This is a genomic window from Dietzia alimentaria 72, assembly GCF_000226215.1.
In the GTDB taxonomy this organism is placed as follows: domain Bacteria; phylum Actinomycetota; class Actinomycetes; order Mycobacteriales; family Mycobacteriaceae; genus Dietzia; species Dietzia alimentaria.
Genome location: NZ_AGFF01000027.1, coordinates 14407 through 27539, shown reverse-complemented (window position 1 = coordinate 27539; position 13133 = coordinate 14407). Strand labels below are relative to the sequence as shown.

Below are 13133 nucleotides of genomic sequence, written 5' to 3'. Positions count from 1 at the left end.
TGATGGACGCCACGATTTACCACAACTCCCGCTGCTCCAAGTCGCGCCAGGCAATGGACCTGCTCACCGAGCACGGGATCGAGCCGACGGTCGTGTACTACCTGGAGACCCCGCCCACGGTCGAGGAGCTGCGCACCCTCATCTCTGATGCCGGGCTGACGGTGCGGGAGGCAGTTCGGGTCAAGGAGGCCGAGTTCACCGAGCTCGGACTCATCGAGGCCACCGATGACGAACTGCTCGCCGCGATGTCCGCCCACCCGCGGCTGATCGAGCGGCCCTTCGTCGTCACGCCCAAAGGCACCCGTCTCGGCCGCCCCACGGCCGCGGTAGAAGAGATCCTCTGACGCCGTGCGCGCCAAGATCTGTGGCATCAGAAGCGAGAGCGATCTGCGGATCGTCCTGGATGCCGGTGTCGACGCCATCGGATTGATCTGCGGAATCAACCATCGCAGTGAGGACGAGGTGACCCCCGAGCTCGCCCGTCAGCTGACCCGAATTGCTCCCCCGTTCGTCTCCACCGTTCTGGTGACCCACCGGGACACCCCGGAAAGCATCCTGGACCTGGCCGACCGGACCGGGGTCAACACGATCCAGGTCCACGGACTGGTCACGCTGGACACTCTCAAGCAGGTCCGCGCGGGCGCCGGGAGCAGGAAGGTCCTCCGGGCGGTCCATGTCTCCGGCGAGGAGGCGATCGACGACGCCATCGAGGCCGCACCCCACTGCGACGCACTGCTGCTCGATTCGCGGTCCAAGGACCGTCTCGGCGGCACCGGTCAGACGCACGACTGGTCGATCAGTCGCCGGATCGTCGAGGCGGTAGCCCCCTTCGAGACCCCCGTGATCCTTGCGGGTGGGCTAAAGCCGGGCAACGTCGCGGCCGCCGCAGAGCAGGTGCACCCCTTCGGGGTCGACGTGAACAGTGGCGTGGACGATGCCAGCGGTGACAAGTCGCCCGAACTCTGCCGCGAATTCGTCCGCAACGCCGCCGTGCACTTCGGCTGATTTGGGCGCCGGAACAGCACGGCGGTAGGCTCATCAGGTCATCTCGGCGAGGGAGGACCCTAGTGGTCACTCCGTTATCGACGCGATCACCTCAGGTCCTTTCCGAGAGGTGCGCTTCGCGCCGGGCCGGAAAGTAGTACTCACACAGAGGTCATCGCATGTCTGAGAACAAGATCACCGCCGCCGTCCGCACGGAGTTCGGCAAGGGCTCCGCCCGCCGCGCCCGCCGCGAGGGCCAGGTACCCGCCGTGCTGTACGGCCACAAGACCGAGCCCCGCCACCTGCTTCTCGGTGCGCTGGAGTTCGCCGCCATCCTGCGTCACGCGGGCACCAACGCCCTGCTCACCCTCGTCATCGATGGTGAGGAGCAGCTCGCGCTGCCCAAGCAGATCGACGTGCACCCGCTGACCCGCGTCATCGACCACACCGACCTGCTCGTCGTGCGTAAGGGCGAGAAGGTCCACGTCGACATCGCGGTGCTGGTCACCGGTGACGCCGCCCCCGGCACGCTGGTCACCACCGACGCCGACATCATCGAGATCGAGGTCGCCGCCACCGACATCCCCGAAGAGTTCGAGCTCTCGGTCGAGGGCGTCGAGGCCGGCACCCAGTTCACCGCCGCCGACATCACGCTGCCCGCTGGCGCTTCGCTGATCTCCGACCCGGAGATGCTGCTCGTCAACGTCATCGAGGCGCCGAGCGAGTCCGACCTCGAGTCGGAAGAGGAAGAGGCTCCCGAGGGCGAGGCCGCCGAGGACGCTGCCAAGGCGGCAGAGGAGGAGTGATCCTCCGCCGCGTGAACAACGCGGCCGCAGTCTGAAAGCTGCACCTCCGGGACGGGCCGGGTACGACATCGTTGTCGTGCCGGGCCCGTTCCGCATTTCCCGGCCGCCCCTCGCCTCGCACCGCCTCGGGCCGCCTCGCGCCGCCTCGCCTCGCACCGCCTCGCCTCGCGCCGCCTCGCCTCGCACCGCGCCGCCTCGCACCGCCTCGCGCCGCCTTGCGCCGCGAAGAGGATTTCGTGCAATCCCACTCGACCGATGCAGGCGATTTCCTCTTCGCGGCGGGGCGGGGCGGCGCGCGGTGCGCGGGCGGGCAGGCGCGGGTGCAGATGCGCGGGGTGTCGGATTCAGCCGCGAATGAGACTGACCGCGAGCACCAGCATCATCAGCGCAATAGCGCCGTCGAGCACTCGCCACGCACCCGGCTTGGAGAACACCCCACGGAGGGCCTTGCCCCCGAACCCGATGATTGAGAACCACACTGTGCCCGCGAGGAACGCTCCCGCGGCAAAGACCCAGCGCAGGTCGCCGCCCTGCTGGTTGGCGAGCGTGCCGAGGAACACCACGCTGTCGAGATACGCGTGCGGGTTGAGCCAGGTGAACGCAGCACACGCCGCCACCGCACCGAAGGTCGAGGGAATGCGCGTGTTCCCGTTGACGTGTAGCCCCTCTCCGGGACGGATCGCCCGGTACGCGGCAAACGCGCCGTAGCCCAGCAGGAACACCACGCCGATCCACTTCATCACGGCGATGGCTCCGGGCGCGGTCTCCACGAGCGCCCCGACGCCGGCGACCCCGAGCAGAATCAGCGCGGCCTCGGACAGAACGCAGAACGCCACGATCGGCACCATCGCCACGTCTCCGCGGATCGATCGCTGGAGGACATAGGCGTTCTGTGCGCCGACGGCGGCGATGAGCCCGAGGCCCATGCCGGCGCCCATGAGAAGCGTGGAAGTGGTGGTCACGGAGTCAACGCTAGGCCCGTCGCGACAGTAGCGCTACTACGTATTCTGCTCTAACATTAGTTGGACTTATGCATGCACTTCAGCTGGACCAACTTCGTACTCTCGTTTCGGTGGTGGACCTCGGATCGTTCGAGGCCGCCGCCGCGCACCTGCACATCACGCAGTCCGCGGTCTCGCAGCGGATCAGGGCGATGGAGGAATCTGCCGGGCGGATCCTGGTGCGTCGCGAGCGTCCGATCACCGCCACCGACTCTGGCGAGATAGTCCTGCGAACCGCTCGCCAAATGCTGCACCTGGAGGATTCGCTCGCCGGAGAGCTCGACGATTCGGGGTCGGCCCAGGACCATGTGGTGCTGGCGGTGGCGTGCAACTCAGATTCTCTGGCCACCTGGTTCCTCGACGCCATGACCGAAGTCCATTCGGCAGGCCGCGTGGTGTTCGATATCCGTCGCGAGGACGAGTCCCTGTCCAGCGAACTGCTGCGGCGCGGTGAGGTGATGGCAGCGGTGACCAGCGAATCGCGGCCGGTCCAGGGCTGCCGGGCTCTGCCTCTGGGGTCGATGCGCTACCTGGCCTGCGCGAGCCCCGGCTTCGTGGCCCGGCATCTGCGCGACGGATCCCCCACCGCCGCGCTCGGCCGGGCACCCATCGTGGACTTCGACCGCAGTGACGCGCACCAGAACCACTACTACCGACGACTATCCCGTCGGCAGCCCACCGGGCCACGGCACTTTGTCCCCAGCTCGCACGATCATGTGCGGGCGATCGTCGCCGGACTCGGTTGGGGCCTGATCCCCGAGCAGTTGGCCACACCGTGGCTGGTGTCCGGGGAGATCGTGGACGTCTCACCCGACCGTCCACTCGACGTACCGCTGTTCTGGCAACACTGGAAGCTGCAGTCACCCGACCTCGACGCGCTCACCGCCGCGGTACTGGACACCGCTCGCGCGGACCTGCGCACCTGACTGTCGCGGGTACGCGCCGCCATCTGGGATCATGGGTGGCGTGACTAGCGCCGAACCGACCGGACCCACTCTCGTGGTGGGCCTCGCCAACCCCGGCCCCGACTATGCGGGCACCCGCCACAACATCGGCTGGGACGTCCTGCAGGAACTCGCCGCCCGCGCGCTGCCCATGCCGGCCACCTTCAGCACCCACAAGAAGACGAACTGCGAGATCGCCCAGACCCGCCTGGCCGACAAGCAGGTAGTGCTGGCGCGCCCCCGCAGCTTCATGAACCTTTCGGGCGGCCCGGTGGCGTCAGTGGCCAAGTACTTCTCGATCGCGCCGACGGACGTGATAGTGATCCACGACGAGATCGACATCGATTTCGGCGCAGTCCGCCTCAAGCGCGGCGGCGGCGAGGGCGGTCACAACGGCCTGCGGTCGATGTCCAGCTCGCTCGGCACCCGCGACTACATACGGGTCCGCGCCGGGGTGGGCCGCCCGCCCGGTCGGTTGGCAGTGGCCGACTTCGTGCTCAAGCGCTTCTCCAAGCTCGAGCAGCCCGACGTGCCATTCCTCATCCAGGATGCCGCTGACGCAGTGGAGATGCTCCTCAAGCACGGTCTGGAAACCGCCCAGAACCAGGTCCACTCGAGTTGAGCCCCCCGCGGCGGTTCGAGCGCGACGCGATCCTGGGGGCCGGAGAACACTTCTTCGACCGCGCGAGCAGCGCACTCATCGACTGGCAGATGCATCGCCGGGCGGGCCTCGTCGTCGTCGCCGATGGTCCCGCAACCCCGGGCCGCGTGGTCACGCTCCGCCCCCGGTCCGGACCCGCGGCGTGGCTACGAATCACCGCGCGCTGCGAGGTCACCGAGGTCATCGACCGGTCCGAGGCCCGCGGCTTCACCTACCATTCCCTGCCCGGCCACCCCGAGCACGGCTGGGAGACGTTCCTCGTCCGGCACGACCACGCCACAGACGCTGTGACGCTGACCATCACCGGAGAGTCCACACACGCCACCCTCCTGGCCCGGATAGGCGCCCCGGTCGCTCGCGCCGAACAGGACCGCATCACGCGCCGCTACCTCGGGGCGCTTCGCGACCTCACGTGACCGTGAACGGGACCGTGACCACTGTGCCCGTGTCGGTGGTGACGGTCAGCGCGGTGGCACCGGGCGGGGTGCCGGCCGGAATCGTGACGGAGATATCCACGCGGCCGTCGAGTTGCGTGGCGTGCGGGGCGGGGCCGAAGGTCTCGTTGTCCACACCCGGCACCGCGTCGAACGTGCCGAGTTGCCTACCGCCGAAGTCGACCGTGGCGGTGGCTGTGGTGGGTGCGCCGAGAGAGGTCAGGTCAAGGTCGCTGAGCGTAAAGGACAGTTCGTCTCCGGCCTCCACCGTCCCCGGCAGTCCCTTGGCCGCCACCCCGTGCCGACCGAAGTCAGGCGCGACGCCCCCCTCGCGGCGCTCGGCCAGGTAGGTCAGCCAGGCCTCGGAGTCGATCAGCCCGGTGTCGCGGACATCCCTGCCCTCGGTGAATGCGGTGAAGTGGTCGCCGCCCTCCGCCAGGAAGCTGGACACCGCCACCCGGTAGTCGGCTGCGGGGTCCAGCGGCTCGCCATCCAGGGTCACCGAGGTGATGCGCTCGCCGACCGGAGCGACGGGGTCAAGAGTCCAGGCCAGATTGTCCGAGGTGCCGAGCGCCCGGAACAGTCGGGACGTGCTCACCGGCTGCCACTGCTGCTCCAGCACCCGACGGACCTGCTCGCCGGTCAGAGTGAGGGTGAGGAGGGTGTTGGCAAACGGCAGAACAGCGTCCGCCTCCGCCAGCGTCACGTTCCCGTCCTGACCGGCCGGATCGTCCAGGAGTTCGGCCCGCAGGCCACCCGGGTTCATGAAGCCCAGGTCGGCGCCACCACGGTCGGCGACCGCGTCCTTGAAGAACTGGCCCACCAGGTTCCCTAGCGTCGATTCGGAGAGTCGGTCGTCGCGTCTGCCGTCGCGGTGGGCGGTGGTGATGTCCCCACGGACCGTGCCGACCGGCCGCCCGCCCACGACATCGGCTTCGGCGAGGGCAGAGTCGACAATGCGTTTGACCTCCCCCACGACCGGGTTCGAAAGATCGGCTCCGACGGCGCTCGGCGGAACGGCCACGTTCTCCTGCGTGTGACCGGAAACCCGGCCCGTTCCGCGGTCCACGTCGAGCTGCACGCGGCTGATGTACGCGCCGTATGAGCCGGCCTGCACGACAGGGCGGGTGGCCACAAGCTGCTCCTGCGCCCCGTCCAGGGAGCCGGTGAGGGACCCGAGGGAACCCATCGAGCCGGCGGAGCCCGCACCGAGCGAACCTGCGCCGAGCAAACCTCCCGAACCCGTGCCGAGCGAGCCCACACCGGCCGGTTCGCTGACCTCCCGCTCCCCCTGCCACGCCGATGCCTGGTGGGTGTGGCCGGTGAAAATCACGTCGACGCTCCCGGCGGTGCGGGTGACGATGTCGTCGAACACCGCCGAAGAGGCACGGGCGACCTCGATCGAGCCCGCGGCCGGTGGGCCCTCGTGGTACTCGGCCACCACGATGTCTGCTTCCCCGTTGCGTGGGTCCCCGTCTGCCAGGCGCGCGGCGACACGGTTGACGGCGTCCACCGGGTTCTCGAACCGTGCGCCCACGATCCCGGCCGGGTTGACGACAGATGGTGTCTGCTCGGTCACCGCACCGATCACGCCGACCGTCAGCCCCGATACCTCGTGGAGCGAGTACTCGGGCATCTGCTCACCGTCCACCGTGACGTTCGCCGCGAGGTAGTCCCAGTCGGCGGCCGGGGCGATGCGGTCGCGCAAATCGGCCACGCCGCGGTCGAATTCGTGGTTGCCGACGGCCGAGGCTGCCAGGCCGACCGCGTTGAGCACGTCGATGGTGGGCCGGTCGTCACTAAACGACGAGGCGAAGAGGGTGGCGCCCACGTTGTCGCCTGCAGACAGCAGCAGACTGGACCCCTGCCCGGCCTCGGCGCGCAGCTTCTCGATGGAGTCGGCAAACGCGACGGTAGAGGGCTGAGCAGCGGAAATTCGACCGTGGAAGTCGGTGATGTTGAGCAGTGTGACCGTCTCGGTCGTTGACGAGCCCGAGCTCTGCGCGGTGGCCGGAGGCGCCTCAAACGGTGCGGAAACGAGAATGCCCGCGGTAAGCGTGCAGGCCAGAGCCGTGGCGAGACTCCGGTGGGAGAAGGTGTGCACGTGGGCCATCCGTTCCTCGTGAGCCCGATCCACCCTGTGGCGGGTCGGTACGGGTGACCGCGGTGGCCACGTGATTGCGCGGACGGTGGGTCACTGTGGAGTTAACCACTTCCACGGCCACTGTCCGAGCTACTCCGCTCGTCTGACCTCGACTTTCGTACGACCGCCCCGGGGGCGTCGGATGCAGTGTGCAGATTGGGTGCTCGGGTGCGCACGCACGTACCCTGAAAAGACGCGACGACGACGACGAGGTCTGTCGACTGCCAGGAGGAGATCGTGTGACGGAGACCGCCGAGGACACCGGGACCGCCGGACGCTCGGCCGGTGCAGACGCCGGCGGGGACGTCTCATCCGAGGCCTCGCGCCGCAGGACGTTCGCCGTGATCGCGCATCCGGACGCCGGTAAGTCCACGCTGACCGAGGCGCTCGCGCTGCACGCGCGGGTGATCAATGAGGCAGGCGCCGTCCACGGCAAATCAGGCCGTCGCTCGACCGTGTCGGACTGGATGGAGATGGAGAAGGCCCGCGGCATCTCCGTCAGCTCCACCGCACTGCAGTTCACGTACGCCCCCGAGGGATCCGATCCCGGCGACGAGCCGTACGTCATCAACCTGGTGGATACCCCCGGCCACGCAGACTTCTCGGAGGACACCTACCGCGTTCTGACCGCCGTCGACGCCGCGGTCATGCTGATCGACGCCGCCAAAGGCCTGGAGCCGCAGACCCTCAAATTGTTCCAGGTGTGCAAGCACAACGGCCTGCCCATCATCACGGTGATCAACAAGTGGGACCGGCCCGGCCAGACGCCGCTGGAACTGCTGGACGAGATCACCGAGCAGATCGGCCTGGTCCCCACTCCCCTTTTCATGCCCGTCGGCATCGCGGGCGACTACCGCGGGCTGCTGCGTCGCGGCGAGGACGGTGCGCCCGAGGAATACGTGCACTTCACCCGCACCGCCGGCGGCTCCACGATCGCGCCAGAGGAGATCTACACGCCGGACGCCGCGCTCGAGCGGGAAGGCGACGTGTGGGAGACCGCCGTCGAAGAGTCCGAACTGCTGTCCGCGATGGGTCAGGACCACGACCAGGAGCTGTACCTCGCCGGCGAGACCAGCCCCGTGATCTTCGCCTCCGCGATGCTGAACTTCGGCGTTCACCAGATCCTCGACGCGCTCGTGGAGCTGGCACCCGCGCCGCAGCCCTGGGAAACGGTGACGGGCACCCAGCGCGAGCCGACCGACCCGTTCTCTGCCGTGGTCTTCAAGGTGCAGGCAGGCATGGACGCCGCCCACCGCGACCGCCTGGCGTTCATGCGGGTCGTCTCCGGGGAGTTCGAGCGCGGGATGGTGGTCCAACACGCCCAGACCGCCAAGCCGTTCACCACCAAGTACGCGCTGACCGTGTTCGGCCGCGATCGTAATACGGTCGAGACCGCCTACCCCGGCGACGTGGTGGGCCTGGTCAACGCCACCGGCCTCGCTCCCGGCGACACCCTCTACAGCGGTAAGAAAGTAAAGTTCCCGCCGATCCCCCAGTTCGCCCCCGAGTTCTTCGCTGTGGTGCGTGCGCAATCGCTGGGCAAGTACAAGCAGTTCCGCAAGGCCATCGACCAACTGGCAGCCGAAGGCGTGGTGCAGATCTTGCGCAACGACGCCCGCGGTGACGCCAACCCGGTCATGGCTGCGGTCGGACCCATGCAGTTCGAGGTGGTCACGGCCCGCATGAGGGCCGAATTCAACGTCGAGGTGCTGGTCGACAACCTGCCGTACAGCATTGCCCGCCGCACCGACGCCGACTCCGCCGTCGAACTCGGCCGGCAGCGTGGCGTGGAGGTCTTCGAGCGCACCGATGGTGAGCTACTCGCACTGTTCGGCGACAAGTGGCGTCTGCAGTACATCTCCAAGGAGATGGACCACCTCACCATCGAGCCGTTGGTCGCCGACACCAACTAGCCCCCGAGGCATCGCCTGCACCCGTCGAATTTTGTCGTGGCCACTGCGACAAAGTTTTGAAATTTCCGCAGTGGCCACGACAAAACGGGTCGACCCCCGGCATCGGGGCGGCGGCGGGGCACGATTCGGGGCAGGCACCCAGCCCACGCACGGTCGGTGGCGCCAGCGGCCCGACCACAGCCATCATGGATGACATGCCCACCACTCCCGCAGCCTCAGCGCCCGCTCCCGCTCCCGCTAACGCTACCGACACCGTCAGCCTCCGCGTGTTCGTGGAACCCCAGCAGGGCGCCGCGTACTCCGACCAGCTCGCCGTTGCCAGAGCGGCGGAGGATCTCGGCTACGAGGCGTTCTTCCGATCGGACCACTACCTCAAAATGGGCGACGTCAGCGGCCTGCCCGGTCCCACCGACGCGTGGCTGACACTCGCCGGCCTGGCCCGCGAGACCTCGCGCATCCGGCTCGGGACGCTGCTGACGTCCGTGACTTTTCGCCACCCCGGGCCGCTGTCGATCTCCATCGCACAGGTCGACCAGATGTCGGGCGGCCGACTCGACGTGGGGCTGGGCGCCGGCTGGTACGAAGACGAGCACACCGCCTACGGCATCCCCTTCCCGCCTCTGGGCCAACGCTTCGATCTGCTCGAAGACACCCTCGGTGCGCTCGAGCAGTTCGGGACCACTCCGGCGAGCGAGACCGTGACCGTGAAGGGCAAGCGAGTGTCGATGGTCGACTCCCCCGCCCTGCCCAAGCCGGTCCAGACGCGTCCGCCGGTGATCGTCGGTGGCCACGGCAAACGCCGCACCCCTGCTCTCGCGGCCCGCTTCGCCGACGAGTTCAACGTGCCCTTCGCCGATCTCGACACCCTGGCCACCCAGTACCGGCGCGTGGACGAAGCGTGTGCGGAGCGTGGTCGCGCACCGGAGGAGATCATCCGGTCGGCGGCACTCGTGCTGTGCTGCGGTCGCGACGAGGCGCAGATTGCACGCCGAGCGGACGCCATCGGTCGCGAGGTCGAGGAACTGCGCACCAACGGCGCGGCCGGCACTCCCGACGAGGTGGTCGACAAGATCGGTCGGTACGCCGAGGTCGGGGCCCGCCGGATCTATCTGCAGGTCCTGGACATGTCCGACTTGGATCATCTCGAGTTGGTCGCCTCTGAGGTCGCCCGGCAGCTCTGACTCGCTCCCGGGGCCGGTTCTGTGAGGTGAGGTGCGGTGCGGTGCGGTGCGGTCCGGGAAACCCTCACCGCCGCAGACACTGCGAGGTTAGTGTCAGGCCATGGTGGCGCAGGGGACGACAACGACGACGATATCGATGCTCTCCGAACGATGGCCACGGGCTGCAGCCGCGGTTCTCGCCGTCGTCGTCATGGTCCTTTCCCTGAGCACGGCGATAACCGGTCCCGCCTCGGCCACACCGAGCCGGGTGGGCGCCCCTATCGACGGATTCATCGACGCGCACACCCACATCACGGCGTCGGTCGCGTTTGGCGGCGCACTGCGCTGCGGCAAGCCATTCGCGCCCGGCGGACTCGAAGAGGCGATGGCCGATTGCCCGTCCCACTCGGGAACCGGGCACTTCGCGCTGCTGGAGGGAATCCTCGGTGGCACGGATATCCCGGGCGGGCCGCAGGGTTTCCCCACGTTCGCCCAGTGGCCGGCGCACAATACGCAACTGCACGAGCAGGCCTACTACACCGGTATAGAACGGGGCTGGAAGTCGGGGCAGCGCGTGCTCAACAATCACCTTGTCGCCAATCGCGTGCTGTGCGAAACGCTGATCGGCTCACCGTATTCCTGCGACGAGATGGATCAACTGCGCAGGCAGGTGGGCTTTCTGAACCAGATGGAAGCGCATATCGACGCCGAGCACGGTGGGCCCGGGCAGGGCTGGTTCCGGATAGCGCGGTCTCCCGAGGATGTTCGCGCCATCGCCGCACAGGGCAAACTCGCGGTGACGCTCGGCGTGGAGACGTCGGAGCCGTTCGGATGCCGCATGATCAACGACGGGCCGCTGTGTACGACCGAGGACATCGACCGGGGTCTTGACGAGTTCGCAGCGTGGGGCGTGTCCACGGTGTTCCCAGTGCACAAATTCGACAACGCTCTGGGCGGCACTCGGATGGACGAGGACCTGGCCGGGCTGGCGGTCAACATCGGCAACAAGCTGGGCACGCAGGGTTTCTGGGAGACCGAACCGTGCGAGACGGCGGCCTCGGACCACGCCCAGCCGCTCGCCCACACCGGTGTCTCTACCGGATTGGCGGCGGCGTCCTCCCAGGCCCCGGACGGCGTGGCCCTCCCCGTGTACCCGAATGAGCCCCTGTGCAACGTGCGCGGGCTGACCCCACTGGGCGAGCACGCGGTGCGTGGCCTCATGGAACGCGGGATGCTCATCAACATCGACCATATGAGCGTCAAGACCGCCAACCGCACCCTCGACATCGCCGACGAGACTGGCTACAGCGGGATAGTCGTGGACCACGACTGGGCGGACCCGCGTATCAATCACCGGATCCACGAGATGGGGGGCTTTACCGCGTCGTTCGCGTACCCGGCCGAGCCGACCGAGAACTTCGACGAGGGCTTCTTGGACCTGTGGCGCCAGAACACCCACGGCACCAGCCGGCCCTGGGACGGGTACGGCATCGGATCCGACGTCAACGGTCTCGCTCCCCTCGCCGAGCCCCGGCCCAGCGCCGCGATTGACCCGCTGGTGTATCCCTTCACCGCTCCGAGTGGCGAGGTGATGGACCGGTGGCGTTTCGGCGACCGTGTCTACGACCTCAACGTGGACGGGGTGGCCCAGTACGGCCTGTACGCCGACTGGGTGGCGGACGTCCTCCACCGAGCCGGGCCGGACCGCGCCGAGCTCGAGCGGCAGCTCATGGGCGGAGCCGAGGCCTGGACGGCCGGTTGGGAGCGCGTGAGGTGACCGATGCCGGACCGGCCACCGCGGTCGGCAACGATCGTCGGGTCGGTCCGATGTGGGTGCTCGCGCTCACTCTCGGCGTGGTGGCGGTCTTCGCCTCCTGGTTCGGCCCACTGCAGATCCTGCTCCCGGCGCAGACCGACAGCATCGCCGGGCCCGGCGGTCGGGAAGCGCTGCTGGCCGTCATCGTGGGCGGCGGCGCTGCCGTGTCCATGGTGGCCAATCCGGCGTGGGGGTTCGTCTCCGACCGCTGTCGGGAGCGCCTCGGCAGCCGTATGCCCGTCGTGTTTGCGGGAACAGCGATCGGGGTGGCCGGCCAACTGGTACTTCTGACCGCAGACTCGGGACCGGCCATGCTCGCGGGGTGGATCCTGGTCCAACTGGGGTTCAACGGTCCCTTTGCCGTTCTGGCTGCGCTGATCGTCGACCATGTCCCCGATCGCCAGCGCGGCCTGGTGGGCTCACTGTTCGGGGTAGGACAGATCGCGGGAGTGATCGCCGGCACGGTGGTAGCCGAGTCGGTCGGCGGCGGTCCCGCAGGTTATCTCGTGCTCGCTGTGGTCACGCCGCTGCTATTGGGCGCGGTCGTGCTGGCCTCCAGGCGGGTCCCCGCGCGCGTCGACGATCGCGGCGCAGATAGCGGCGACACAGTACTGATCGCCGGCGACCAGGCCATCGCGGCCCGCGGCCTCCGACTCGCGGCGTTCCGCCCGAGCCGGGACTTCGCGTGGGCATGGCTGCTGCGCTTTCTGATGAACCTCACCAACGCGATCCTGCTGATCTACCTGTATTTCTTTCTCGACGGGGTCCTTGAGACGACGGACCCCGGCGGAGCAGTCCTGCTGGTCACCGTGATCACCCTCGTCTTGGCCGCGGCCTGCGCTGCGATCGCGGGGACCATCTCGGACAGGTACGGCCGGCGCCGTGTGTTCGCCGTGGCCGGGGCCGCGGCGACGGCATGCGGACTGGCGGGTCTCGCCATGTCCTCCTCTCTGCCGGCAGTTCTGGCCGCCGCCACCGTGCTCGGGCTGGGATGGGGCCTGTTCATCGCGGTCGACATGGCGATCGTCACCAGCTCGCTCACGACGTCCGACTCGGCCGGCACACTGCTGGGTGTGGCCAACGTCGCCAACTCGCTGCCACAAGTGGTGGCACCGGCGATCGCCGCGCCGCTCGTGACCTCCGCCGCCGGCTACCCCGGCCTCTACGGAGTCGGAGCGGCCATCGCTGTGGCCGCCGCACTGTGCACCCTGCCCCTGCGCTCTGTCCGATGAACCGGCTCGATACACCGCCGCCTACCGCCCGTCGCCGAG

12 protein-coding genes are annotated in these 13133 nt (G+C 68.5%); 10 read left to right on the top strand and 2 right to left on the bottom strand.

Going from position 1 to position 13133, the window contains the following annotated elements:
- The first annotated feature begins 2 nt into the window (after nt 1-2).
- From arsC to ON04_RS14470, 3 genes are all read left to right on the top strand, one after another.
- Nucleotides 3-344: an arsenate reductase (glutaredoxin) gene (gene arsC, locus ON04_RS14480; RefSeq protein ID WP_010542355.1), complete on the top strand. Its 342-nt coding sequence runs from the start codon at nt 3-5 to the stop codon at nt 342-344.
- A 4-nt stretch (nt 345-348) separates the two neighbouring features.
- The gene (locus ON04_RS14475; RefSeq protein WP_010542354.1) at nt 349-1005 is read left to right on the top strand and encodes a phosphoribosylanthranilate isomerase; all 657 of its coding nucleotides are present in this window, start codon (nt 349-351) and stop codon (nt 1003-1005) included.
- 158 nt (nt 1006-1163) lie between these two features.
- Nucleotides 1164-1790: a 50S ribosomal protein L25/general stress protein Ctc gene (locus ON04_RS14470; RefSeq protein WP_010542353.1), complete on the top strand. Its 627-nt coding sequence runs from the start codon at nt 1164-1166 to the stop codon at nt 1788-1790.
- A gap of 344 nt (nt 1791-2134) precedes the next feature.
- Here ON04_RS14470 and ON04_RS14465 read toward each other — a convergent pair whose 3' ends face one another.
- Nucleotides 2135-2752, bottom strand: coding sequence for a LysE/ArgO family amino acid transporter (locus ON04_RS14465; RefSeq protein ID WP_010542352.1), 618 nt, complete (start codon nt 2750-2752; stop codon nt 2135-2137).
- A gap of 68 nt (nt 2753-2820) precedes the next feature.
- Here ON04_RS14465 and ON04_RS14460 point away from each other — a divergent pair, with 68 nt between their 5' ends.
- From ON04_RS14460 to ON04_RS14450, 3 genes are read left to right on the top strand one after another with little or no spacing between them, the layout of a single operon-like run.
- Nucleotides 2821-3717 (top strand): LysR family transcriptional regulator ArgP, encoded by an 897-nt coding sequence (locus tag ON04_RS14460; protein WP_010542351.1) that lies wholly within the window; start codon nt 2821-2823, stop codon nt 3715-3717.
- Between the two features lie 31 nt (nt 3718-3748).
- Nucleotides 3749-4357 (top strand): aminoacyl-tRNA hydrolase, encoded by a 609-nt coding sequence (pth, locus tag ON04_RS14455; protein WP_010542350.1) that lies wholly within the window; start codon nt 3749-3751, stop codon nt 4355-4357.
- Nucleotides 4354-4812, top strand: coding sequence for a DUF1990 domain-containing protein (locus ON04_RS14450; RefSeq protein WP_010542349.1), 459 nt, complete (start codon nt 4354-4356; stop codon nt 4810-4812). The genes pth and ON04_RS14450 overlap by 4 nt, the downstream gene beginning before the upstream one ends.
- Here the strand turns inward: ON04_RS14450 and ON04_RS14445 are convergent.
- On the bottom strand, nt 4805-6943 hold the full coding sequence (locus ON04_RS14445; protein WP_010542348.1) for a bifunctional metallophosphatase/5'-nucleotidase: 2139 nt from the start codon (nt 6941-6943) through the stop codon (nt 4805-4807). The two genes, ON04_RS14450 and ON04_RS14445, sit on opposite strands and share 8 nt — an antisense overlap.
- Nucleotides 6944-7212: 269 nt before the next feature.
- On the opposite strand from ON04_RS14445, the gene ON04_RS14440 reads away from it, so the two are divergent.
- The 4 genes from ON04_RS14440 to ON04_RS14425 all read left to right on the top strand — a co-directional run bounded on the left by ON04_RS14440 (nt 7213) and on the right by ON04_RS14425 (nt 13094).
- Entirely contained in the window at nt 7213-8886 is a 1674-nt protein-coding gene (locus tag ON04_RS14440; protein ID WP_010542347.1) for a peptide chain release factor 3, read from the top strand.
- A gap of 194 nt (nt 8887-9080) precedes the next feature.
- On the top strand, nt 9081-10067 hold the full coding sequence (locus ON04_RS14435) for an LLM class F420-dependent oxidoreductase (protein ID WP_010542346.1): 987 nt from the start codon (nt 9081-9083) through the stop codon (nt 10065-10067).
- A gap of 100 nt (nt 10068-10167) precedes the next feature.
- Complete coding sequence (locus ON04_RS14430) at nt 10168-11823, top strand: amidohydrolase family protein (protein ID WP_238529341.1); 1656 nt, start codon at nt 10168-10170, stop codon at nt 11821-11823.
- Nucleotides 11820-13094 carry an MFS transporter gene (locus tag ON04_RS14425; RefSeq protein ID WP_010542344.1) on the top strand — a complete coding sequence of 425 codons (1275 nt, stop codon included), beginning with the start codon at nt 11820-11822 and terminating at the stop codon, nt 13092-13094. Before ON04_RS14430 ends, ON04_RS14425 begins: the two co-directional genes overlap by 4 nt.
- Nucleotides 13095-13133 lie beyond the last annotated feature (39 nt).